The 21,920-nt window shown below is 70.7% G+C and carries 26 protein-coding genes; 16 read left to right on the top strand and 10 right to left on the bottom strand.

The genetic code is table 11. The features are described 5' to 3' along the window. Nucleotides 1-53 precede the first annotated feature (53 nt). On the bottom strand, nucleotides 54-599 hold the full coding sequence (locus MIAR_RS08030) for a helix-turn-helix domain-containing protein (RefSeq protein WP_285633913.1): 546 nt from the start codon (nucleotides 597-599) through the stop codon (nucleotides 54-56). Nucleotides 600-664: 65 nt separating this feature from the next. On the opposite strand from MIAR_RS08030, the gene MIAR_RS08025 reads away from it, so the two are divergent. The 6 genes from MIAR_RS08025 (at nucleotide 665) to MIAR_RS08000 (ending at nucleotide 5,121) form a co-directional block, all read left to right on the top strand. After that, the gene (locus tag MIAR_RS08025) at nucleotides 665-1,408 is read left to right on the top strand and encodes an AzlC family ABC transporter permease (RefSeq protein ID WP_285633911.1); all 744 of its coding nucleotides are present in this window, start codon (nucleotides 665-667) and stop codon (nucleotides 1,406-1,408) included. Continuing rightward, the gene (locus MIAR_RS08020; RefSeq protein WP_285633909.1) at nucleotides 1,405-1,719 is read left to right on the top strand and encodes an AzlD domain-containing protein; all 315 of its coding nucleotides are present in this window, start codon (nucleotides 1,405-1,407) and stop codon (nucleotides 1,717-1,719) included. The genes MIAR_RS08025 and MIAR_RS08020 overlap by 4 nt, the downstream gene beginning before the upstream one ends. A 99-nt stretch (nucleotides 1,720-1,818) precedes the next feature. Further along, nucleotides 1,819-2,229, top strand: a complete 411-nt coding sequence (locus tag MIAR_RS08015) for a histidinol dehydrogenase (protein WP_285633907.1) — start codon at nucleotides 1,819-1,821, stop codon at nucleotides 2,227-2,229. Nucleotides 2,230-2,238: 9 nt separating this feature from the next. Then, on the top strand, nucleotides 2,239-2,559 hold the full coding sequence (gene fdxA, locus MIAR_RS08010; protein WP_285633905.1) for a ferredoxin: 321 nt from the start codon (nucleotides 2,239-2,241) through the stop codon (nucleotides 2,557-2,559). Continuing rightward, entirely contained in the window at nucleotides 2,560-3,672 is a 1,113-nt protein-coding gene (gene dapC / locus MIAR_RS08005; protein ID WP_285633888.1) for a succinyldiaminopimelate transaminase, read from the top strand. 159 nt (nucleotides 3,673-3,831) lie between these two features. Beyond that, the gene (locus MIAR_RS08000; protein WP_285633885.1) at nucleotides 3,832-5,121 is read left to right on the top strand and encodes a citrate synthase; all 1,290 of its coding nucleotides are present in this window, start codon (nucleotides 3,832-3,834) and stop codon (nucleotides 5,119-5,121) included. An 80-nt stretch (nucleotides 5,122-5,201) separates the two neighbouring features. On the opposite strand, the gene MIAR_RS07995 is transcribed toward MIAR_RS08000, so the two are convergent. Further along, the gene (locus MIAR_RS07995) at nucleotides 5,202-6,635 is read right to left on the bottom strand and encodes an MFS transporter (RefSeq protein ID WP_285633881.1); all 1,434 of its coding nucleotides are present in this window, start codon (nucleotides 6,633-6,635) and stop codon (nucleotides 5,202-5,204) included. Between the two features lie 144 nt (nucleotides 6,636-6,779). Here MIAR_RS07995 and MIAR_RS07990 point away from each other — a divergent pair, with 144 nt between their 5' ends. After that, nucleotides 6,780-7,349 (top strand): TetR/AcrR family transcriptional regulator, encoded by a 570-nt coding sequence (locus tag MIAR_RS07990; RefSeq protein ID WP_285633878.1) that lies wholly within the window; start codon nucleotides 6,780-6,782, stop codon nucleotides 7,347-7,349. A 117-nt stretch (nucleotides 7,350-7,466) separates the two neighbouring features. Here the strand turns inward: MIAR_RS07990 and MIAR_RS07985 are convergent, their stop codons facing one another. Both MIAR_RS07985 and dapD read right to left on the bottom strand, forming a co-directional pair. Further along, nucleotides 7,467-9,023: a DEAD/DEAH box helicase gene (locus MIAR_RS07985; protein ID WP_285633875.1), complete on the bottom strand. Its 1,557-nt coding sequence runs from the start codon at nucleotides 9,021-9,023 to the stop codon at nucleotides 7,467-7,469. Between the two features lie 313 nt (nucleotides 9,024-9,336). Then, the gene (gene dapD, locus MIAR_RS07980) at nucleotides 9,337-10,290 is read right to left on the bottom strand and encodes a 2,3,4,5-tetrahydropyridine-2,6-dicarboxylate N-succinyltransferase (RefSeq protein ID WP_285633872.1); all 954 of its coding nucleotides are present in this window, start codon (nucleotides 10,288-10,290) and stop codon (nucleotides 9,337-9,339) included. 67 nt (nucleotides 10,291-10,357) lie between these two features. Here dapD and dapE point away from each other — a divergent pair, with 67 nt between their 5' ends. The 3 genes from dapE (at nucleotide 10,358) to MIAR_RS07965 (ending at nucleotide 12,915) form a co-directional block, all read left to right on the top strand. Beyond that, the gene (gene dapE / locus MIAR_RS07975) at nucleotides 10,358-11,431 is read left to right on the top strand and encodes a succinyl-diaminopimelate desuccinylase (RefSeq protein WP_285633869.1); all 1,074 of its coding nucleotides are present in this window, start codon (nucleotides 10,358-10,360) and stop codon (nucleotides 11,429-11,431) included. Then, nucleotides 11,413-12,627, top strand: coding sequence for a hypothetical protein (locus MIAR_RS07970; protein ID WP_285633866.1), 1,215 nt, complete (start codon nucleotides 11,413-11,415; stop codon nucleotides 12,625-12,627). The genes dapE and MIAR_RS07970 overlap by 19 nt, the downstream gene beginning before the upstream one ends. A 114-nt stretch (nucleotides 12,628-12,741) precedes the next feature. Beyond that, nucleotides 12,742-12,915: a DUF3117 domain-containing protein gene (locus tag MIAR_RS07965; RefSeq protein ID WP_285633863.1), complete on the top strand. Its 174-nt coding sequence runs from the start codon at nucleotides 12,742-12,744 to the stop codon at nucleotides 12,913-12,915. Between the two features lie 81 nt (nucleotides 12,916-12,996). Here the strand turns inward: MIAR_RS07965 and MIAR_RS07960 are convergent, their stop codons facing one another. After that, the gene (locus tag MIAR_RS07960; RefSeq protein ID WP_285633860.1) at nucleotides 12,997-13,626 is read right to left on the bottom strand and encodes an O-methyltransferase; all 630 of its coding nucleotides are present in this window, start codon (nucleotides 13,624-13,626) and stop codon (nucleotides 12,997-12,999) included. Nucleotides 13,627-13,712: 86 nt separating this feature from the next. Between MIAR_RS07960 and MIAR_RS07955 the strand changes: the two genes are divergently transcribed. Further along, nucleotides 13,713-14,105: a twin-arginine translocase TatA/TatE family subunit gene (locus tag MIAR_RS07955; protein ID WP_285633857.1), complete on the top strand. Its 393-nt coding sequence runs from the start codon at nucleotides 13,713-13,715 to the stop codon at nucleotides 14,103-14,105. 39 nt (nucleotides 14,106-14,144) lie between these two features. Here the strand turns inward: MIAR_RS07955 and MIAR_RS07950 are convergent, their stop codons facing one another. The 3 genes from MIAR_RS07950 to MIAR_RS07940 are packed head-to-tail and all read right to left on the bottom strand — an operon-like array spanning nucleotide 14,145 to nucleotide 17,067. Beyond that, nucleotides 14,145-15,284, bottom strand: coding sequence for an Mrp/NBP35 family ATP-binding protein (locus MIAR_RS07950; protein WP_285633854.1), 1,140 nt, complete (start codon nucleotides 15,282-15,284; stop codon nucleotides 14,145-14,147). Further along, nucleotides 15,281-15,805, bottom strand: coding sequence for a DUF1003 domain-containing protein (locus tag MIAR_RS07945; protein ID WP_285635699.1), 525 nt, complete (start codon nucleotides 15,803-15,805; stop codon nucleotides 15,281-15,283). Before MIAR_RS07945 ends, MIAR_RS07950 begins: the two co-directional genes overlap by 4 nt. Continuing rightward, nucleotides 15,805-17,067: a magnesium transporter gene (locus tag MIAR_RS07940; protein ID WP_285633851.1), complete on the bottom strand. Its 1,263-nt coding sequence runs from the start codon at nucleotides 17,065-17,067 to the stop codon at nucleotides 15,805-15,807. Before MIAR_RS07940 ends, MIAR_RS07945 begins: the two co-directional genes overlap by 1 nt. A gap of 77 nt (nucleotides 17,068-17,144) precedes the next feature. On the opposite strand from MIAR_RS07940, the gene MIAR_RS07935 reads away from it, so the two are divergent. Genes MIAR_RS07935 through MIAR_RS07920 form a run of 4 tightly spaced genes read left to right on the top strand, consistent with a single transcriptional unit; the run spans nucleotide 17,145 to nucleotide 19,327 of the window. Further along, the gene (locus MIAR_RS07935) at nucleotides 17,145-17,861 is read left to right on the top strand and encodes a YflT domain-containing protein (protein WP_285633848.1); all 717 of its coding nucleotides are present in this window, start codon (nucleotides 17,145-17,147) and stop codon (nucleotides 17,859-17,861) included. Further along, nucleotides 17,858-18,265: a magnetosome magnetite crystal formation protein family gene (locus tag MIAR_RS07930; RefSeq protein ID WP_285633845.1), complete on the top strand. Its 408-nt coding sequence runs from the start codon at nucleotides 17,858-17,860 to the stop codon at nucleotides 18,263-18,265. The genes MIAR_RS07935 and MIAR_RS07930 overlap by 4 nt, the downstream gene beginning before the upstream one ends. Next, a complete protein-coding gene (locus MIAR_RS07925; RefSeq protein ID WP_285633842.1) occupies nucleotides 18,262-18,930 on the top strand; it encodes an alpha/beta hydrolase family protein in 669 nt (222 codons plus the stop codon). The genes MIAR_RS07930 and MIAR_RS07925 overlap by 4 nt, the downstream gene beginning before the upstream one ends. A 7-nt stretch (nucleotides 18,931-18,937) precedes the next feature. After that, nucleotides 18,938-19,327, top strand: a complete 390-nt coding sequence (locus MIAR_RS07920; protein WP_285633839.1) for a VOC family protein — start codon at nucleotides 18,938-18,940, stop codon at nucleotides 19,325-19,327. Here MIAR_RS07920 and MIAR_RS07915 read toward each other — a convergent pair. Both MIAR_RS07915 and MIAR_RS07910 read right to left on the bottom strand, forming a co-directional pair. Then, on the bottom strand, nucleotides 19,296-19,955 hold the full coding sequence (locus tag MIAR_RS07915) for a YdcF family protein (RefSeq protein ID WP_285633836.1): 660 nt from the start codon (nucleotides 19,953-19,955) through the stop codon (nucleotides 19,296-19,298). The two genes, MIAR_RS07920 and MIAR_RS07915, sit on opposite strands and share 32 nt — an antisense overlap. A gap of 38 nt (nucleotides 19,956-19,993) precedes the next feature. Continuing rightward, entirely contained in the window at nucleotides 19,994-21,166 is a 1,173-nt protein-coding gene (locus MIAR_RS07910; protein ID WP_285633833.1) for a Cmx/CmrA family chloramphenicol efflux MFS transporter, read from the bottom strand. Between the two features lie 230 nt (nucleotides 21,167-21,396). On the opposite strand from MIAR_RS07910, the gene MIAR_RS07905 reads away from it, so the two are divergent. Next, nucleotides 21,397-21,858, top strand: coding sequence for an NUDIX domain-containing protein (locus MIAR_RS07905; RefSeq protein WP_285633830.1), 462 nt, complete (start codon nucleotides 21,397-21,399; stop codon nucleotides 21,856-21,858). The last annotated feature ends 62 nt before the right edge of the window (nucleotides 21,859-21,920 follow it).

Genomic DNA, 21,920 nt, shown 5'->3' with positions numbered 1-21,920 from the left:
CGCAGGCCGTGAACTGGTATTGAGCCGGAGTCTCGCCCCGCGCGCGGTCCTGGTCAGCGAAGCTCGCTGACCAGGACCGCGCTGGTTCCGGTGAGCCGCGCCTCGAACACGTGCGGGGCGTCGCCCGGATACGACAGGTAGTCACCCGGATGCAGGAGCTCGGGGGCCTCTGCGGGGCCGATCAGGGCCTCGCCCGAGACCAGGACGACGTGCTCCGTCGTGCCGTGCCGGTGGGGGAGTGAGCGCCGCGGTTCGCCCGGTTCGGCCTGGATGAGGTAGATGTCCCGGCGTGTGCCGGGCGCCGCCGCCGACAGCAGCGTCGCGAGGTACGGGGCCGCCGCCGAGGGAACGCCCGCGTGGTCCCCGACGCGGATCAGCCGTGGCGCGGTCGTGCGCTCGTCGACGAGAGTGGCGAACGGGATGCCGAGTGCGTCGCCCAGGGCCCACAGGGTCTCCACGCTGGGGTTCCCGGCTCCGCTCTCCAGCTGCGACACCGTCGCCTTCGAGACGCCGGCACGGCGGGCGAGCTCCGAGACCGAGATGCCGGCGGCCTCCCGCTCGCGTCGCAGGGCATGGGCGATGCGTTCGCGCAGTTCCATGTGTTCAGTATCGCAAACGATCGTTCGACTTGACGGACATCCTCAATACGTTCAGAATGTTGGTCATGCGTTCGGCGAATCGAACAGAGGCGGATGCCGCGACCCGTGCCGTCCGGGAGGTGTGGCGCGAAGGCCTCGGCGTGGCCATCGCGACCAGCGCCTACGGCATCTCCTTCGGCGCTCTCGCGGTGGCTTCCGGCCTGGACATCTGGCAGACCTGCGTGCTGAGCCTGGTGATGTTCACCGGCGGCTCGCAGTTCGCGTTCATCGGAGTGTTCGGCGCCGGCGGGCTCGCGGCGCTGCCCTCGGCCATCGCATCCGCCGCCCTGCTGGGGGTGCGCAACGTCGCCTACGGCATGCGGATGTCGCCCCTCATCGGCAACGGATTCTGGCGCCGCACGGCCGCAGCGCAGGTGACCATCGACGAGTCGACGGCCGTCGCGATCTCGCAGGAGTCCCCGGCGCTCGGCCGGCTGGGATTCTGGATCACGGGGCTGGGTGTGTTCATCGGCTGGAACCTCACGACGCTGGCCGGCGCCCTGCTGGGCGACGTGCTCGGCGATCCGAAGTCGTGGGGCCTGGATGCCGCCGCGGCCGCGGCGTTCCTCGCCCTGCTCTGGCCGCGGCTCAAGCAGCGCCAGGCCATCGCCGTCGGCGTCGCCGCGGCGGTCGTCGCCGCCGCGCTCACACCCGTGCTCATGCCGGGCATGCCGGTGCTCGTCGCGGCCGTGGTCGCGATCGTCGTCGGCTGGTTCAACTGGCTCGGGCGGGACGGCGACGCCCCGTCGGTCGAGGGGGCGGCGTCATGACCGTGTGGAACGCGGTGCTGCTCGCCGCCTGCATCTGCGTCGGCCTGAAGGCCGTCGGCTATCTCATCCCTGCGCGCCTGCTGGAGGCGCCGCGCCCCGCGCGGATCTCCGATCTGCTCACCGTCGCGCTGCTCGGGGCGCTCGTGGCGGTGCAGTCGCTCGGAGCCGGCCAGGCGATCATGGTGGATGCCCGGGTTCCCGCGGTGCTCGTGGCCGCAGGCCTGCTCTGGATGCGGCAGTCGTTCCTCGTCGTGGTGGTCGCGGCGGCGGCGGTCGCCGCGCTGCTCAGACTGGTGGGCTGGGCGGTCTGAGCGCGGCGGCAGCGGCGGCGCATCCACAGCATCCGCGGGTGTCCTGAGGGCACCGGGCAGCGACGATGCATCCACAGCATCCGCGGGTAACCTGAGAGAGTGCGCTCTGTGATCTCCCGCGGTCTGTCCTGGCTCGCCGCCCTCCTCATCGGCGGCGTCTACGGCGTGGCGGCCACGATCGCGCACAGCTACACACTCGGACCGGTGCCGGTGGGCATGATCCTCGGCGCGATCGCGTGCGCGGCGCTGCTGATCGCCCTGCGCACCCTGACCGGCGACCGCTGGGCGGCGCTGGCGGCGGGCTTCGGGATGATGGCGCTGATCCTGCTGATCTCACAGCGCGGCCCGGGCGGATCCGTGGTCGTGCCGAACACGCCGCTCGGCAATATCTGGATGTATGTGGCGGCGGGCATCGTCGTGCTCGTGGTCATGTGGCCGGACCTCTCCAAGGTGCGCCGGCTGTCGGCATCCGCCGCGGCGGCGGGCGATCGGCACTCGCGCGCGTCGTAGACTGGTCACGTGACGTATGTGATCGCCCTTCCCTGCGTCGACGTCAAGGACCGCGCCTGCGTCGATGAGTGTCCCGTGGACTGCATCTACGAGGGTGAGCGGATGCTGTACATCCACCCCGACGAGTGCGTGGACTGCGGCGCCTGCGAACCGGTGTGCCCGGTCGAGGCGATCTTCTACGAAGACGACCTCCCTGGGGAATGGGCCGACTACTACAAGGCCAACGTCGAGTTCTTCGACGAGCTGGGCTCCCCGGGCGGTGCCGCCAAGGTCGGCGTGCTGCCCTACGACCACGCCGTGGTCTCCGCCCTGCCCCCGCAGGGGGAGTGAGTGGGCGTCCGCGACCTCGCGAACTATCCCTGGGATGCGGTGGAGCCCTACCGGGAGCGTGCTGCGGCGCATCCTGACGGCATCGTGGACCTCTCCATCGGCTCGCCCGTCGACCCGACCCCCGAGGTGATCCGCGCCGCGCTCGCCGAGGCCACCGACGCGCACGCGTACCCGCAGACGGTGGGTACGCCTGCGCTGCGCGAGGCCATCGTCGAGTGGTACGCGCGCCGTCGCGGTGTGCCGGACCTCGCGGTCAAGAACGTGATCCCCACGATCGGCTCGAAGGAGCTCGTGGCGCTGCTCCCGCTGCTGCTCGGGCTCGGCGAGGGCGACATCGTGGTGCATCCGCGAGTCGCCTACCCGACCTATGCGGTCGGCGCGATCACCGCCGGGGCGACCCCGATCGCCGCCGACGACCCCGCGGAGTGGCCCGAGGGCGCGAAGCTGATCTGGATCAACACTCCGGGGAACCCGGACGGGCGCACCTGGAGCGTCGAGGAGCTCGCCGCCGCCGTGCGACGCGCCCGCGAACTGGGCGCCGTGCTCGCCAGCGACGAGTGCTACGCCGAGCTCGGCTGGGACGGCACCTGGGCATCCGAGCCGATCCCCTCCGTGCTGGACCCGCGTGTCACCGGAGGGACCCGCTCCGGTCTGCTCAGCGTCTACTCCCTCAGCAAGCAGTCCAACCTCGCCGGCTACCGCGCCGCCCTCGTGGCAGGATGCGCGCGCGTCGTCGGCGATCTGCTGACAGCGCGCAAGCACCTCGGCCTCATGCCGCCGGCGCCGGTGCAGCACGCCATGGCGGTGGCGCTGCGCGATGACGAGCACGTCGCCGCGCAGAAGGAGCTCTACCGGCAGCGGCGCGAGCTGCTCGTGCCCGCGCTCACGGCGGCCGGATTCCGCATCGACGGCTCCGAGGCAGGGCTGTACCTGTGGGTGACCGAGGGGCGCGACGCCTGGGAGTCGATGGGCCGCCTCGCCGACCTCGGCATCCTGGCGGGCCCCGGACACTTCTACGGTGACCATTCCGCCGACCACGTCCGCATCTCGTTGACCGCCCCGCTCGACCGGGTGGCGCAGGCCGCGCAGCGGCTCTCGGCATCCGCTCCCTGAGGTGATTTGTCGGTTTCCGGCGTGAAACCGTCCATATCTTGGTGGATGTCACAGTAGGCCGGAGGCGCGGCTAGGCTGTAAACGCGATGCGGCCGTTCACCGGCAGGCGCTCTGCGCCACACATCGTCCACGACGACACAGACGCAGCAGGAGGTTGGCGTGAGCGCAGCTCAGCCGGACAAGGCGACTCTCTCGATCGGTGACACGACCGCGGAGTTCCCTCTGCTGCCAGCTGTCAGCGGAGCGGGGAGCATCGACTTCTCCACGCTGACGCGCCAGACCGGGTACACCGGTCTGGACTACGGGTTCGTGAACACGGCCTCCACCAAGTCCGCGATCACCTTCATCGACGGCGACCAGGGCATCCTGCGCTACCGCGGTTACCCGATCGAGCAGCTGGCCGGGCGCACGAGCTACCTGGAGGTGGCCTGGCTGCTCATCTACGGCGAGCTGCCCACCGCGGACGAGCTCGCGGACTTCGACGAGAAGATCCGCCGTCACACGCTGCTGCACGAGGATCTCAAGCGCTTCTTCTCCGCGCTGCCGCACACCGCGCACCCGATGTCGGTGCTGTCCTCCGCGGTCGCCGCGCTGTCGACGTACTACGAGGGCCAGACCGACCCGCACGATCCCGAGCACGTCGAGCTGAACATGGTGCGCATGCTCGCCAAGCTGCCGGTCATCGCCGCGTACGCGCACAAGAAGAGCGTCGGCCAGGCGTTCCTCTACCCGGACAACTCGCTGAGCTTCGTCGACAACTTCCTCAAGCTCAACTTCGGCGTGCTCTCCGAGGAGTACCAGGTCAACCCGGTGATGTCGAAGGCGCTCGAGCTGCTGCTGATCCTGCACGAGGACCACGAGCAGAACGCGTCCACCTCGACCGTGCGCCTGGTCGGCTCGACGGGGGCGAACCAGTTCGCGTCCATCTCCGCCGGCATCCAGGCGCTGTCCGGCCCGCTGCACGGCGGCGCCAACGAGGCCGTCCTCACCATGCTCGGTCAGATCCGCGAGTCGGGTCAGAGCGTGCAGCGCTTCGTCGAGCGGGTGAAGAACAAGGAGGAGGGCGTCAAGCTGATGGGCTTCGGCCACCGGGTCTACAAGAACTACGACCCGCGCGCCAAGCTCGTCAAGGAGGCGGCCGACGAGGTGCTCGCCGAGCTCGGCGTGACCGATCCGCTGCTCGACCTGGCCAAGGAGCTCGAGGAGATCGCCCTCGCGGACGACTACTTCAAGGAGCGCCGCCTGTACCCGAACGTCGACTTCTACACCGGCGTGATCTACAAGGCCATGGGCTTCCCGACCCGCATGTTCACCGTGCTGTTCGCGATCGGTCGCCTGCCCGGCTGGCTGGCGCAGTGGCGCGAGCTGAACCTCGACCCGCAGACCAAGATCGGCCGTCCGCAGCAGCTGTACGTCGGCTCGCCGGAGCGCGCCTACCCCGGCCACTGAGCGTGACACGCAGAACGGCCCCGGAATCCTCTGAGGATCCCGGGGCCGTTCTCGTCTGTTCCGGCGAACCGGCGGTGACGTCAGGCCGCGTCGGCGAGCACCGGCTGCGGGGCGGTCGGGAGGAGAACCGACGCCTCGTCGCGGCGACGGTTCACCGGGACGACGGCCACGATGACGGCGGCGAGCACCGCGACGGCCGCGATCGTGATCCAGGCGGTGTCGTAGCCGCTCTCGAACGGTCGCCCGCCGGAGTCGAGGGAGCCGAAGACGATCGCGGTCATCAGCGCCGATCCGATCGCGGATCCGATCGAGCGCAGGTTCGCGTTCACGCCGGTGGCGATGCCGACGCTGCTCGCGGGCACCCCTTCGACGATGATGCTCGCCATCGAGGCGTAGGCGGTGCCCACTCCGATGCCGAAGACGCCGCCCGCGATCGCGAGCTGCCAGACCGCGGCGTGGAAGAGCACTGCGGCGATCACCGAGGCTCCCATCACCAGTGCACCCAGCACGAGCTGCATGCGCAGCGCGAGCACGCGGCTGAGCGCTCCGGTGGCGAAACCGGCCAGGGACATGCCCGCCAGCAGGGGCACCAGCACGAGTCCGGCGGTCTGCGCGGTGAGGCCGAGCGCCCAGCCGGTTTCGGCGGGAACCTCGAGGAACAGCGGCAGGTAGCCCCAGAATCCGAAGACCGCCACGCCGATCAGCACGCCGGCGGCGTTCACCGGCCAGATGCTGCGGTGCGCGAGCATCCGGATGTCGACCAGCGGCGTCGCGGAGCGCAGCTCCGAGACGACCCATGCCACGAGCAGCACGGCCGCGAGGGCGAACAGTCCGAGCGTGGCGGGACTGGTCCAGCCCCAGTGCGCGCCGGAGGCGAGGGGGAGGAGCAGGGCGACCAGCCAGCCCGACAGCAGCACTCCGGAGAGGGTGTTCAGCCGACCGGTGGCACGGGTGGCGGACCGTGGGATCCACGCGACGGTGAGGAGGGCACCGATCGCGGCCGCGATGAGTGCCACCTCGAACAGGCCGCGCCAGCCGATCGAGGCCGAGAGCGGGCCGGCCAGCACGCTGCCCGCGGCCCCGCCGATGCCGATCAGGGCGCTCACGGAGCCGATGGCGCCGGTGAGGCGCTCCGGGGGCATGAACTCACGCAGCAGGGCGAAGGCGAGGGGGAAGACGGCGCCGCCGGCGCCCTGCAGGACGCGCCCGGCGATGAGGACGCCGATGTCGGGCGCGAATGCGGCGACGAGATCGCCGAGCATGACCAGGCCGAGGACGGCGAGAAGAGTGGCCCGTCGTCCGCGCAGGTCGCCCACGCGTCCGAGCAGGGGAGTGGCGACGGCCGCGGCGATGAGCCAGGCGGTCATGGTCCAGGTCGCGGCATCGGAGTCGATGCGCAGGTCGGCCTCGATCATGGGGATGACGGGGATGACGAGATTCTGGAGCAGCGCGATCGACGCGACGCTCACGGCGACGGCCGCATAGGCGGGCCGGTGGTTCGAGCGGATGGTCATGGTCCTTCCGATCTTGCAGAGAGGAGAGGTAGAATCGGAGAGTGGCTCCGAACGGAGGAAGCCTCCGGTTAGAAAGTTACCGGAGGAACCCTCCGGTTCGCAAGTGCCCGAACAGACTTTTTTCCGACATCCCTGGAGGTCAGCGTGACGACGGTGGCACCGGCATCCGCTCTGGCGGAACGACGCCCCAAGCGGGCCGATGCCGCGCGCAACTTCGACGCCCTGGTGGCGGCCGGGCGCGCGGCTTTCGCGGAGTCCGGATCCGACGCGTCGCTGGAGGACATCGCCCGTCGTGCGGGGGTGGGTATCGGCACCCTGTATCGCAACTTCCCCACGCGCGACGACCTCATCGAGACCCTGTACCTCGGCGAGGTCGACGCGCTGGCGGCGTCGGCCCTCGAGGTCGCCTCGCTGGAGCCCTGGGATGCGCTGCGCGCCTGGCTCGACCGCTTCGTCTCGTATGTGGGCACCAAGCACGCGCTCCTCGACGGTCTCAACCGCGAGTCCTCGGTGCTGACGCAGTGCCGCCACATCATGCTGTCGGCGGGGGAGCCGCTGCTCTCCCGCGCGCAGCAGGCCGGCGCCGTCGATCCTGACATCACCATCAGCGACGTCGTGAAGCTCGTCTCCGGCGTCGCGGCCGTGGCCTCCTACGACAGCCCGGCCCAGCGCGAGCGCGTCCTGAACCTCGCGATCAACGCCATCCGGCGCTGACATCGCCCGCGCGGCGTCGCGCGTCCGGATGCAGAACGGGGGCCGACACGCCACTCTCCGGACGTCTCCAGCGAGAACGTCCGAGATGTGGCGTGTCGGCCCCCGGAATGTATCGGCTCAGCGGCCCTGCGGGCGGCTGGCGCGACGCGACCCGGTGCGTGCGCGACCGGAGGAGTGCTGCTGGCCGTTCGCGGCCGGACGAGCGGCGCCGTGGCCGCCGTTGGCGTGCTGACCGGACGGTGCGCCGGTCTGCGTGGTGTAGCGGGTCTGGCTGCCCTGACCGTGCGAGCGGGTGCGCGAGTGCTCCGAGCGTCCGGCGGCATCCTGCCGCTGACCGCCGCTCTGCCGCTGACCGCCCTCGGTGCGCGGGGTGCTCTCCCCGCCGCGGCCGGAACGGCGACGGCCCGAGCGGCCACCGGCCGGTCGCTGCTCGCCGGTGGTCTGCGCCGGCTTCGCCTTCGGCTTGCCCTGGGGCTGCGTGACCACCGGGACGTACTTCACCTTCGCGGCGCGCTCGCCGACGAGCTCCTCGACGATCGCTGGCGTGGCGTCCTCGAGGGGGACGGTGATCTGCGCCTTGCGCAGGATGTCCTTCACATCGCGGCGCTGCTCGGGCAGGGTGAGCGTGACGACCGTGCCCGCGGCGCCGGCACGCGCGGTGCGGCCCGAGCGGTGCAGGTACGCCTTGTGCTCGACAGGCGGGTCCACGTGCACGACGAGCTCGACGTCGTCCACGTGCACGCCGCGCGCAGCGACGTCGGTGGCCACCAGCACGCGCACGCCGCCGTCGGCGGGGTCGGCGCTGAAGGCGGCGAGGTTCCGCTCACGCGCGTTCTGCCCGAGGTTGCCCTGCAGGTCCACGGCGGGGATGCCCGCGGTGCTCAGCTGCTTGGCGAGCTTCTTCGCGTGGTGCTTGGTGCGGGTGAACAGGATGCGGCGGCCCTCGCCGGATGCGAGGTCCTGAACCAGCTGCTTCTTGGCATCGGCATCCGCCGCGACGAGCACCCGGTGGGTCATCTCGCCGACCGGAACGCTCGCCTCGTCGACCTCATGGCTGACGGGGTCGTGCAGGAAGCGCTTGGCGAGCGCGTCGATGCCGCGGTCGAGCGTGGCGCTGAACAGCAGCCGCTGGCCGTTCTTCGGCGTGGCGGCGAGGATGCGGGTGACGCCGGGCAGGAAGCCGAGATCGGCCATGTGGTCGGCCTCGTCGAGCACGGCGACGTCCACCGAGTCCAGCGAGACGACGCCCTGCTTCATGAGGTCCTCGAGGCGGCCGGGGCAGGCGACGACGATGTCGACGCCCGCGCGCATGGCCTGCTCCTGCGGACGCTGGCTGACGCCGCCGAACACGGTGGTGACACGCATCCCGACGGCCTCGGCGAGCGGCTTGACGGTGGCGGCGATCTGCGTGGCCAGCTCACGCGTGGGGGCGAGCACGAGGCCGCGGGGGTGGCCGGGGCGGCGCTGCGCGGCGGATGCCGACAGCCGCGTAACGAGGGGCAGCGCGAACGCGATGGTCTTGCCGCTGCCGGTGCGGCCGCGGCCGAGCACGTCCCGCCCGGCCAGGGAGTCGGGGAGGGTGTCGCGCTGGATGGCGAACGGCTCGGACTTGCCGTCGGCCGCGAGCACGTTCGCGAGGGCGGCGGGCACGCCGAGATCGAGGAAGGAAGGCATGGGTGTCTCCATAAGGAAGGCGCAGGGATGCTGCGGAATGGGCGACGGCGCGGGTTCGCGCATCGGTTCGCCGCTCGAGATGTGACCGCGGACCGGATGCCGGGGCGGAAGTGTGTCGACGACGCAGACGTCTCGCTTGGCGAGGGGCGTCGGATCAACCCTAGCAGTCGCCGATGGCCGCGGCTGTGCATAAGCCGACACCCCCGCGCATACGCCGACACCCCCACTTGCCGCCGAGACCCCTGTCTGCGGACGTCCGCAGACAGGGGTGTCGACGGCAGATGGGGGTGTCGACGACCGAAGCGGTACCGGGTCAGGCGTGCAGCGCCTCGTTCAGCGTGACGCCGGCGCCCGCGCGCCGGACGACCTCGACCGCACCGCTCAGGGAGTTGCGGCGGAACAGCAGACCGTCCTCGCCGGAGAGCGCGGCGGCCTTCACGGTCTGCCGGCGGCCCTCGGCCGTCGGTGCGGCGTCCGCGAGCTCGACCTTGGTGCCCGCCGTGAGGTAGAGCCCTGCTTCCACGATGCAGTCGTCGCCCAGAGAGATGCCGATTCCGGCGTTCGCGCCGAGCAGGGTGCGGGCCCCCACCGAGATGCGGTGCGTCCCGCCACCGGACAGCGTGCCCATGATCGAGGCGCCGCCGCCGATGTCGCTGCCGTCTCCGACGACCACGCCCTGCGAGATGCGTCCCTCGACCATCGAGGCGCCCAGTGTGCCGGCGTTGAAGTTGACGAAGCCCTCGTGCATCACGGTCGTCCCGGGGGAGAGGTGCGCGCCCAGCCGCACGCGCGAGGCGTCGGCGATGCGCACGCCCGCGGGCTGCACGTAGTCGGTGAGGCGGGGGAACTTGTCCAGTCCCTGCACCTGGATGCCGTGACGCTGCAGCAGCGGCCGCAGCCGCGCCGCGTCGGCGGGGAGCATGGGTCCCGCGTTGGTCCAGGCCACGGTGGGCAGGTGCGCGAAGATGCCCTCCAGGCTGACCTCGTTCGGTCGCACGAGCAGGTGCGACAGCGCGTGCAGACGCAGGTAGGCGTCAGGGGTGGACGCGACAGCGGCGTCCAGGTCGATGCTGAGCTGCACGAACTCGACCGTCACGCCGCGACGCTCGTCGGGTTCGGCGAAGGCGTCCCAGGTGAAGGCGGCCGCGGCGGCGTCCTCGGCATCCTGCTCGCCGAAGCCGAGTTCGGGGAACCATGCGTCCAGGACGGTGCCGTCGGAGGCGGTCGTGCTGAGGCCCGTGCCCCAGACCGTGCGTGCTGTGCTCATCCTGCAACGCTAGCGCGACAGGACATGCGGAGGCTGGGCATGTGACGCACGGTTTAGTGTGGGTGACATGGTGCTCGATCTGACCGCATCCTCTGCCGACATCACCCGTGTGATCTGCGACATCCCCAGCGTCTCCGGCGACGAGGCCCGCCTCGCCGACGAGATCGAGCAGACCATGCGAGCGTTCCCGCACCTGGAGGTGACGCGGCACGGCAACACGATCGTGGCGCGCACCGACCTGGGCCGCGCGCAGCGCGTCGTGATCGCGGGCCACATCGACACGGTCCCCATCAACGGCAACGTGCCCACCCGAGACATCGAGATCGACGGCGTCCCGCACCTGTGGGGGCGCGGCACGGTCGACATGAAGGCCGGCGTGGCGGTGCAGCTCAAGCTCGCCGCCGAGCTCACCGAGCCCGCGGCCGACATCACCTGGATGTGGTACGACAACGAAGAGGTCCAGGAGTCGCTCAACGGCCTGTTCCTGCTGGCATCCGATCGCCCCGACCTGTTCCAGGCCGACTTCGCGATCCTCGGGGAGCCGTCCGTCGGCCGCATCGAGGGCGGATGCAACGGCACGATGCGCGCCGTGATCCGCACCCGCGGTGTGCGGGCGCACAGCGCGCGCTCCTGGGTCGGCGAGAACGCCATCCACGGCGCCGCCCCGATCCTCACACGTCTGGCCGAGTACCGTGCCCGCGAGATCATGGTCGAGGGGCTCGGCTACCGCGAGGGACTGAACGCGGTCAGCATCCGCGGCGGGGTGGCGGGCAACGTCATCCCCGACCTGTGCGAGGTCGAGGTCAACTACCGGTTCGCGCCGAGCAAGAGCGTGGCGGATGCCGAGGCGCACATCCGCGCCGCCTTCGACGGCTTCGAGGTCGAGATCACGGATGCCGCGGCCGGCGCCCGCCCCGGACTCGACGCGCCCATCGCGCAGCGCTTCCTGGCCGCCGTCGGCGGCGAGGCGCACGCGAAGTACGGCTGGACCGATGTGGCGCGCTTCTCCGCGCTGGGCGTCCCCGCCGTCAACTACGGCCCCGGCGACCCGCATCTCGCCCACCACGACGAGGAGCGGGTGCCGCTCGCGCAGATCGAGGCGGTCGAACGCGGGCTGCGGGCGTGGCTCACGGCATCCTGAGCTCCGCGCTGCGGCGCTGGGCGCGCGTCCCGGTGATCGGCCGCATCGCGCTCGTCTACCTGACCGCCAGGCTCGTCACGACGGGGTTCCTCGTCCTGGCGTCCACGGTGTCGACGTCCCAGTCGCGCTTCGGACCGGCGCCGAGCCTGCGCTCGTTCGTGCTGGGCTGGGACGCGCAGTGGTACTGGTGGGTGGCGGTCAACGGCTACCCGCACGTTCTGCCCTCCACCGCCACCGGGCAGGTGGCCGAGAACTCCTGGGCGTTCATGCCGGTGTACGCATACCTCGCGAACGCGGTCGGCCTCGGGGACTGGGGCCTCGGTGCCCTGCTCGTGTCGCTCGTCTCGGGGCTCCTCGCATGCATCGTGCTGCACCGCCTGCTGCGCCCGCGCATCGGAGCCTCGGCGGCGATGTGGGCGGTCGCGTTCTTCGCCAGCGGACCGCTCGCCGCGCTGTTCCAGGTGGGCTACGCCGAGGCGCTCTTCACGCTGCTGCTGCTGCTCGGGCTCGACCTCGTCGCGCGGCGGCAGTACGCCTGGCTCTACCTGGTGCTCCCCGTCATGGGGTTCACGCGTCCCGGCATCCTGGCGTTCGCGCTGTTCCTCGGACTGCACGGCATCCTGCGCTGGCTGCGCCGCGATCGCGAACCTCTTCCGGTGCGGCACGTCGTGCACATCGTGGCGCTCGGCCTGCTCTCCGTGATGGTCGGCTTCGCCTGGCAGGTGATCGCGGGCGTCGTCACGGGTGACCCGTCCGCCTATCTGAAGACCGAACTGGCCTGGCGGCGCAACTGGCTCCCCGAATCGAACGACAGCTTCTTCCCCTTCGAGGGGTTCGTGCGCGGCGCGGAGTTCTGGGCGGGGCAGCTCGGGGTTCCCGCCGGCGGTGGCGTGATCGTGCTCGTCGTGCTGGTCGTGGCTGTGGCGGCGCTGCTGCTGCGCTCCGCCTCGGTGCGCAGGCTCGGCCCGGAGATCCGCCTGTGGAGCGCGAGCTACCTGCTCTACCTGCTCGCGGTGTTCTTCCCGCAGTCCAGCACGCTCCGGCTGCTCATGCCGCTGACCCCGCTGTGGGGTGCTCTGGCGGTGCCGCGCTCGCGCACGTACCGGTGGGGGATGCTCGGGCTGTGCCTGCTGGCGCAGTGGCTGTGGATCGTGTCGATGTACGGGATCGCCAGCACGTTCTACCAGGTTCCGTAGCGGGATCAGAGCGGGCGCACAGGCCGTCTGACCGGCGATTGTGTCGGGCTGACATGCTCAGGTCGGATGCTGACGATAAACTTGACGCATACCACCGAGGGAAAGGGAGCCACGATGGCAGCGATGAAGCCGAGGACCGGCGACGGACCGATGGAGGCCGTGAAGGAGGGGCGTCTCATCATCGTGCGCGTTCCGCTCGAAGGAGGCGGACGTCTGGTCGTCTCCGTGAACGATGCCGAGGCGAAGGAGCTTCACGACGTACTGAGCGCCGTCGTGACTGCAGCCTGATCGGCGAGGACGCGAGAGGGGCGATGGGTGGAAACCCATCGCCCCTCTTCTCGTCTGCGCCTTCGGCTGGTGTGGGCGCCGTCAGGCGATGCGCGACAGCTGCAGCAGGCCCTCGCCCGTCGTGGAGAGGGCCGCGAGCACGGCGGGGGACTCCTGCGTCTCCTGCACCAGCGAGCGGTACGCGGAGGTGACCTCATCGCGCTGCACGGGGTCGGCGACCTTGCCCCCTGCCAGCACCCGTGGGACCAGCACCAGACCGCCCGGGCGCACCAGGCGCAGCCCGTGCTCGACGTACTCGATCACGTTCTCCGGGTCGGCGTCGATCAGGACGATGTCGTATGAGCCCTCGTTCATGCGCGGCAGCACGTCCGCCGCGCGGCCGGTGATGAACCGCGCCTTGGCCGGCGGGATCTTCGCCTCGGCGAACGCCTGACGTGCGGCGGCGAGGTGCTCGGGCTCGTTGTCGATCGTGGTGAGCACGGCCTGGGGCGCACCGCGCAGCAGCCAGAGTCCGGACACACCGGCACCGGTGCCGATCTCGACGATCGATCGCGCGGCGACGGATGCCGCCAGCACGGCGTACTGGGCCCCGATTCCGGGGCTGATGGGGGCGGCGCCCAGCTCGAGCGCGTGGGTGCGTGCGCGGGAGATGGGCGCGGGCTCCACGATCGTCTCGCGGGCGAATCGGGCGTTCGCGTCGTGCTCGCTCATGGCAATTCTCCTGAAACTTCGGTCACCGACCAGCGTAGGCGTCTCGGGTGCATCCGGAGGGGAGGCGCGGCGGGTAGCCTGGTGGGATGAACTGGGGCCTGGACATGGACAAGCTGCTGCTGATCGGCATTGTCGCTGTGCTCATCATCGGTCCCGAGCGTCTGCCGAAGGCCGCGGAGGCGCTCAGGAGGTTCGCCCGTCAGGCGGCCGCGTACCTGCGCGACACCAAGGACAAGATGAAGGACGAGCTCGGCGAGGACATCGACGACGTGGACTGGCGCAAGCTCGATCCCCGCCAGTACGACCCTCGTCGCATCATCCGCGATGCGCTGTTCGAGGAGCCCGCCTTCGACAGCGCCCCCGCGACCACGTCCAACCCGTTCACGACCGACCCTGTCGCGGCCCCCGAGCGCGCTCCGATGACCCGTCAGGTCTTCAGCCGGATGAGCCCGCCGCCGTTCGACGTCGAGGCGACCTGACCCGTCGGGGGATCCGCCCCGTCCGGATGAGGGATCGCGTCAGCTCACGCGCATCGGCAGCGCGCGACCCGCGAGCCCCCGTCCGCGGTGCGCGATCGTGTGCGCCAGCGAGATGATGGCGGCGCCTGCGGCGTCTTCGGGCTGCTCCAGCACCACCGGCCTCCCGGCGTCCCCGCCCTGCCGCAGCGCAGGGGAGAGCGGGATGGATGCCAGCAGCGGCACGTCCTCGGCGACCGAACCGTGATCACCGGGGGCACTGAGCGCCTTCGCGACCTCCGCGCCCCCGCCCGAGCCGAACAGATCGATCACGGTGCCGTCGGGCAGCGCGTACGGCGCCATGTTCTCGACCACGCCGATCACGCGCTGACCCGTGCGGCGCGCGACCAGCCCGCTTCGGATGGCGACCTCGGCCGCAGCCGCCTGCGGTGTGGTCACCACGAGCACCTCCGCGTGCGGCAGGATCTGGCCGATCGAGATGGCGATGTCGCCGGTGCCGGGAGGCATGTCGATCAGCAGCACGTCCAGGTCGCCGAAGAACACGTCGGTGAGGAACTGCTGCACGGTGCGGTGGAGCATGGGGCCGCGCCACGCGACGACGGACTCGCCCTCGCGCAGGAACATGCCGATGGAGACGGTCTTCACGTCGTGCGCGACCGGGGGCAGCATCAGGTCGTCGATGCGCGTGGGCTGGGTGCCGGGTGCGATCCCGAGCAGCCCGGGGATCGAGAAGCCGTGCACGTCGGCATCCACCAGGCCGACCCGCAGGCCCTGCTGGGCCAGAGCGACCGCGAGGTTCGCCGTGACGGTGGACTTCCCGACACCGCCCTTGCCGCTGGTGACGAGGATCACGCGGGTGAGCGAGTCGGGACCGAACGGCATCTGGCGAGCCGCGCGACCCCCGCGCAGCCGCTCGGTGAGCGCACGCCGCTCGTCCGGCGTCATCACGCCCACGTCCACCGTCACCTCGGCGATGCCGGAGACGGATGCCGCGGCATCCCGGACATCCTGCTCGATGCGCCGCGCGGCGGGGCATCCGACGATGGTGAGCACGATCGACACCGTCGCGGCGCTTCCGTCGACGGCGACGTCCCGGACCATGTCCAGGTCGCCGATGGGGCGGCGAAGCTCGGGGTCGGTGACCGCCGAGACGGCCGCGCGCACCTGCTCGGACAGCGTCACGGCGCGCTCTCGGCCGCGGTGTCCGTCGTGGCGTCCCTGTCGAGTTCGGCCAGCAGCGACTTGAGCTCCTGGCGCAGCACGTCCCGGGTGACGATCTGGGAGTTGCGCTCCTCGAGCGCCAGCCGCAGGGCGACGATCTCTCGCGCGAGGTATTCGGTGTCGGCGAGGTTGCGCTCGGCTCGCTGCCTGTCCTGCTCGATCTGCACGCGGTCGCGGTCGTCCTGACGGTTCTGCGCGAGCAGGATGAGGGGAGCGGCGTACGACGCCTGCAGCGACAGCATGAGGGTCAGCGCGGTGAAGCCCAGCGCGGCGTCGTCGAATCGCAGCGGCTCCGGCATGGCGATGTTCCAGACGATCCACGCCGCGCAGAACAGTGTGAGGATGACCAGGAAGGCCGGAGTGCCCATCGCGCGGGCGACCCACTCCGTGAACCGGCCGAAGCGGTCGCGGGAGGGTGCGGAGGGACGGGCTGCGCCGGTGCGCCCACGGGGCGTGTCGAGGCTGGTGGAGCTGCGGGCCATCATCGCGTCCCGCTCGCTTCCGGCTCGTCCTCGTCGTGCGTTCGCCAGTCGTTCGGCAGCAGGTAGTCGAGCACGTCGTCGACGCTGATCGCGCCGACCAGGCGGTGCGCGGAGTCGATGACGGGCAGCGAGACCAGGTCGTAGCTGGCCAGCATGCGCGCGACCTCGGCGGCGGATGCCGTGACGGACACGGGCTCGATGTTGTCGTCGAGGATGGCGCCGAGGCGCTCGTGCGGGGGATAGCGCAGCATCCGCTGGAAGTGCACGACGCCCAGCAGACGGCCGGTCGGGGTCTCGAACGGGGGCAGCGTGACGAACACCGCGGCGGCGAGGGCGGGGTGCAGCTCGTGCCGGCGGATCAGCGCGAGGGCCTCGGCGACGGTCGCGTCGGCGGAGAGGATGATCGGCTCGGTGGTCATCAGACCGCCGGCGGTGTCGGGGCCGTAGCGCAGCAGGGTGCGCACGTCCTCGGCCTCCTCCGGCTCCATCAGCGCCAGCAGCTGCTCCAGGCGCTCGGGAGGCAGCTGTGCGAGCAGGTCGGCCGCGTCGTCGGGCTCCATCTCGTCGAGCACGTCGGCGGCGCGCTCGTCGCCCAGGCGGTCGAGGATGCCCACCTGCTCGTCCTCGGGCATCTCCTCGAGGGCGTCGGCGAGACGCTCGTCGGGGAGCTCCTCGGCGACCTCGATCAGGCGCTGCTCGGGCAGGTCGAGCAGCGTCGTCGCGAGGTCCGCCGCGTGCAGCTCGGAGTACGTGGCGACCAGCTGCTCGGCGGACTGGGCCTCGCCGGGTTGCTGCTGCTCGGTGACCTCGTTCCACGAGGCGAACGTCGTCGGGCCCTTCGCGAACGGCGAGGCGCTGGTCTTCGGCTTGCGCAGGAACAGCTGCGTGATGGCCCACTCGCCGTGCCGGTCCTGCTCGATCGCGGCGTCCTCGATCACGGCCGTGCCGCTCCCGTCGGCGAGGCTGACGCGACGGCCCAGGAACTCGGCGAGCACGCGAACCTCGCCGGGACGCGGCTGGAAGCGGCGCACGTTGATGAGCCCGGTGCTGATCACCTGTCCGGCACGGATGGAGGTGACGCGCCCGATGGAGAGGAACACATGACGACGCCCGGGGATCTCGACGACCAGGCCGATCACACGCGGAGCAGCCGTTTTTCGGTACACGATGACGACGTCCCGGACCTTGCCGAGCCGGTCGCCCACGGGATCGAAGACGGCGCAGCCGGCCAGGCGCGCGGCGAAAACCCGTTGTGTGCTCACGGCTTCCAGCGTAGTCGGCGCATCGCCGGGAGCGCCGTCGGATGACCTCTCACCGGGCAGTCTGGAACAATGGGACGATGAGCATGATGAATCGGCCCGGGAACGGCACCGACCTCGGCGAGATGGTCGCGTCGTCACGCGACTACGAGGTCGCGCAGAAGACCGTCTCGAAGCTGATCGCCGGCGAGGTGCCCGCCCGCGACATCGCGATCGTGGGGCAGGGCGTGCGCACCGTCGAGCGCGTGACGGGCAGGCTCGGCTATGCGGCAGCAGCCCGGTCGGGCGCGATCAACGGCGTGCTGATCGGCCTCGTGCTCTCGGCGGTCATGCTCTTCGGCAATTCGAACGCTCCCGTCTCTCTCTTCCTGGGCTTCATCCTGATCGGGGTCGCGCTGGGCATGGTGATGAGCCTGGTGACCTACTCGATCATCCGGCGGCGCCGGGATTTCGCGAGCATGACGCAGATGCTCGCCGACCACTACGAGGTGCGCGTGCAGGCGGCGTCGCTGGCGAAGGCGCGTCAGGTGCTGGGGTCGGAGCGCCAGGAGACCCCGCGCCCGACCGTCGACCTGAGCAAGCCGCCGCAGTTCGGCGAGCGGCTGCCGGCGCCGGGTGCGGATGCTGCTCCGCAGGCGCCCGCCTATCCGCCGGCGCCTCCGGCTCCCGCCGCGCCTCCTGCTCCCGCGGCGCCGCCCGCCGATGCCGCGCCTCCGGCGGATGCCACGGACACCGCCGAGCACGCGTCGCCGGATGCGGCCAAGGGCGCCGACGGCGCGTCGTCCGAGCCGCGATGACCTACGGGCGGGAGGCGACCGGCGTCTCCGCGTGGGCGCTGGGACTGCTGATCCTGCTCCCGGTGCCGATGCTGGGATCCTTGGCATCCGGTGGTGCGATGGTGGCCGCGTACGGCACGCTGTCGCGGCAGGGGCCGCTGGCCAAGGCGAACGCGGCGGCGGCGCGGCGATGGGGCGCGATCTTCCTGGTGGTCTCGACCGGGCTGCTGCTCCTGCAGCTCGTGCTCGGCCTGATCCGGCTCGCAGCGCACACGGGCGAGGCATCCGGGTTCTTCCCGCAGGGCATCCCGATCACCCTGTATGCGGTTGTCTGCCTGGTGCATCTGGTGGTGGTGATCGCCGGCACGCTGCGCGCTCGTCGCGGTGAGCTCGTGCGGTTGCCGTTCATGCGGGACACGGCATGAGCCTTTCGGTCGAGCTGCCGTCCGGAGAGGTGCAGGTGAGCACCGCCTGGGAGAGGCCGGCGGGGCCGTCACGCGGGGTCGTCGCGATCGCGCACGGTGCGGGCGCGCGGATGGAGCACCCGTTCCTGGTCGGCTTCGCCGGCGCGCTGCGGGATGCCGGGTTCACGACCGTGCGATTCAACTTCCCCTACTCCGAGGCGGGCAGGCGGATGCCCGGCCCGGCGTCGCACGCGATCCTGACCTGGCGGGCGATGGTCGCTGCCGCGGGCGCCGAGGCGCCCGGCGTGCCCGTCTTCGCCTGCGGCAAGTCGTACGGCGGCAGGATGGCGTCGATGGCAGTCGCAGAGGGGCTGGAGGTCGACGGGCTCGTGTACGTCGGCTACCCACTGCATCCGCCCGGCAGGCCGGAGAAGCCGCGGGTGGAGCACCTGCCCGATGTGCGCCCTCCGCAGCTGTTCGTGGAGGGGACGAACGATCCGTTCGTGCAGCCGCTGTCGCAGCTGGAGCAGGCGGTGGCGTCATGCCAGGACGCCCGGATCGCCTGGTTCGAGGGTGGCGGCCACTCCTTCGAGGTGAAGGGGCGCAAACGCCCAGCCGACGAGGTCGGCGCATCGATCGCGCCCGCGGTCGTGGACTTCCTGACATCGGTCGTGACCGAGGGATGAAGTGAGCGTGGCCGGGTTCCATCATGTCGAGCTGTGGGTCGCGGACCTCACCGGGTCCGATGCCTGGGCATGGCTTCTGGACCGGCTCGGTTTCACGCTCGCCCAGGAGTGGGCGGAGGGACGCTCCTGGAGGGCCGGAGACGCCTACCTCACGCTCACCACGTCGCCGAACCTGATGGGGACGGAGCACGACCGGCGCAGGCCCGGGCTGAACCACCTGGCGTTCCACGGCGGTAATCGCGACGCGGTGGACGCGCTCATGCGCGCGGCGGCCGGGTACGGATGGACCCCGCTCTACGCAGAGCGGTACCCGCATGCCGGCGGCCCCGATCACTACGCCGGCTGGCTCGAGAACGAGGACGGGTTCAAGGTCGAGGTGGTTGCAGATCCGGCGTGATGCTCCGGGAGCTTCGACGCCACAGCGCTGTGCGCTTGGCGTAGGTCGCGCGCAGCGCCCCGAGGATCTTCAGGACGGGGGCCTCGCCGAGACGGTGCTCGGCGCCCCGGACGAGCCGAACTGCGAGATCGGGGCGCTCGTTCCAGAGGATCTCCCTGCCCATCTCGGCGTGCGGGGCGTTCGACACGATGGCGATCGTGTCGGCGTGCTCGATGAGCGGGATCGCGTGCGCGATGTTCTCGCGCGTGGAGCGGCTGGTCGTGTCCAGCGCCGTCGGGCCGCCGTAGCCGAGGTGCTCGCGAGCGTAGCGCTGCATGATGACGGCCTCGGACGTGCTGCTGTGCACGGGCCCGCCGCAGAGCACCAGCAGGTTCTCGGACCGGGGATCGAGCGATCGGACGCCGGCTCGTATGCGGAAGCGGTTCACGAGGTTGGCGCGCTCGCCGCGGTTGCCGTAGCCGAGTACGACGACGGCATGCGTGCGTTCAGGCGTTCCGACCGCGGGTCTTCCGCCGCCGAGCCAGCGCATGCTGGCACGGCGGTCGACGAGCTCGGCCCAGAGCCAGAGGGCGCCGAGGCCGGCTGCCGCCGACAGCAGGACCAACGAGTTCATCCGGCTGAAGGGCACGTGGCCACCATAGTCGCCGGTCGGTGTCGAGAAACGGATCACCGGGCTGCCGCCGTCTCATCCTTGCGCGTGCGGGCGGCGACGAGCAGGAAGACGAGAGCGATTCCCGTCAGGACCGCAGCGACCCAGAACGGGGCGAGCAGCCCCGCCCTGGTCGTCAACCCGAATGCACCGAGCACCGGCCCGGCGGCAGCTCCGATGTTCAACGCCGCGGTCGCATAGGAGCCACCCATCGTCGGCGCACCGGACGCTGCGTGCAGCACCTGAGCGATCAGGGTGCTGCCGACGCCGAAGGACAGAAATCCCTGAACGAAGACGAGCACGATGAGTGCGACCGGGAAGGGCGCGATCAGTACCGATGCGATCCAGCCCACCAACAGGAGAGGTCCGCCCAGCCCGAGCACGACGCCGGGGTGTCGATCCGACAGCCGCCCCGCGGTCGCGACGCCGAGGAATGATCCGACGCCGAACATCACCAGTGCGGCCGAGATCCAGCCCTCGGACAGGCCTGCGACCTCCGTCACGACCGGTGCGAGGAATGTGAACGCCGCGAAAGTTCCCCCGTTGACCAACGCCCCCAACGACATCGCGAGGACGACTCTCGGTCGCCTCAGTTGACTGAACTCGGCTCGGAGGCCCGGTGACACCGCGTGACCGGCTCCTGTGGCGGCGCTCGTGATGCCTCGAAGGACCCCGATCAGCGCAGGAACGCAGAGGGCGGCGGGCAGCCAGAACATGGCTCGCCACCCCAGCGTCGTGCCGATCAGGGTTCCGGCCGGCACTCCCACGACCGTCGCGATCGTCGTGCCGGAGAGCAGGATCGACAATGCCCGTCCCTTCCGATCCGCCGGGACGAGAGTCGTCGCCCTGCTCAGTGCGACGGCCAGGAAGCCGGCGTTCGCAAGAGCGCTGAGTGCACGTGTGGCGAGGAGGAGCGAGAAATCCGGCGTCAACGCCCCGACGATGTGGCAGCCCGCGAACAGGAGAAGGCAGACGACCAACGTGAAGCGCGGCGGCCAGCGGTGAGAGACCGCCGCCATCAGGGGCGCACCGATGACCATGGCGCCCGCGAAAGCAGAGGTCAGCAGGCCTGCCGTGCCGATCGAGACGTCGAGATCCATCGCGATGGCGGGCAGCAGGCCGGCGAGGATGAATTCGGAAGTGCCCATGACGAAGAGGGCCAGGGCAAGGGCATAGAGAGCAAGAGGCATCGAGTACTCCGAGGTGAGAGATCAAGAAACGGTTCTTCTTGTCACCGCGGTCAGTGCCCCGCGAGCCGGACACGCGCCCACACGGACTGTGGGCGAGACGACTAGTGCTTCAAGGGGCTGACGGCGGGACCGACAACCCCTGACCTGTCTGACTCGGGACTCGACATACCTTGAACAGTACAGTGCTCGACTGCATCGGGTCGCGGCGGCGCTGCCGATAGCCTGATCGGATGCCGATCGATCGAAGCGTCATCCGCGTGAAGGCCATGCTCATCGCGCCGAATGCGGAGGGCACTGCGCACGCCGTCAGCCTCAACGCCCCGACGACTGAGAATCCCGCGGGATATCATCGGCTGATCGGCGGCGGCGTCGAATTCGGCGAGACGCACGAAGCCGCCATTCGACGAGAAGTGGACGAGGAGCTGTCCGCCGCGATCCGCGACCTTCGTTTTCTGGGATCGATCGAGAACATCTTCCAGGTAGACGGCGTGATCGGCCACGAGGTGGTCTTCGTCTACACCGGACGCCTCGATCCGGAGCCGGCGCTCCGCGGCGCAACGCTGACCGAGAGCGATGGAAGTGTGGTTCCCGTCGTCTGGCGGCCCCTCGCCGACGACGACGAGCAGCTTCCTGTCTATCCCGACGGAGCTCTCCGCCTGCTCGCCGCAACCCCGGAGGAGGCGCGCGCCTGACCACCACCCGGTCGGGTCGGAAGGCGCCGGCTCGCCCGGGCATGCTGCTGAGGCCGACGACG

The sequence above is a fragment of the Microbacterium arabinogalactanolyticum genome, assembly GCF_030268005.1.
Taxonomy (GTDB): domain Bacteria; phylum Actinomycetota; class Actinomycetes; order Actinomycetales; family Microbacteriaceae; genus Microbacterium; species Microbacterium arabinogalactanolyticum.
This window is presented reverse-complemented; position numbering and strand designations above follow the sequence as displayed.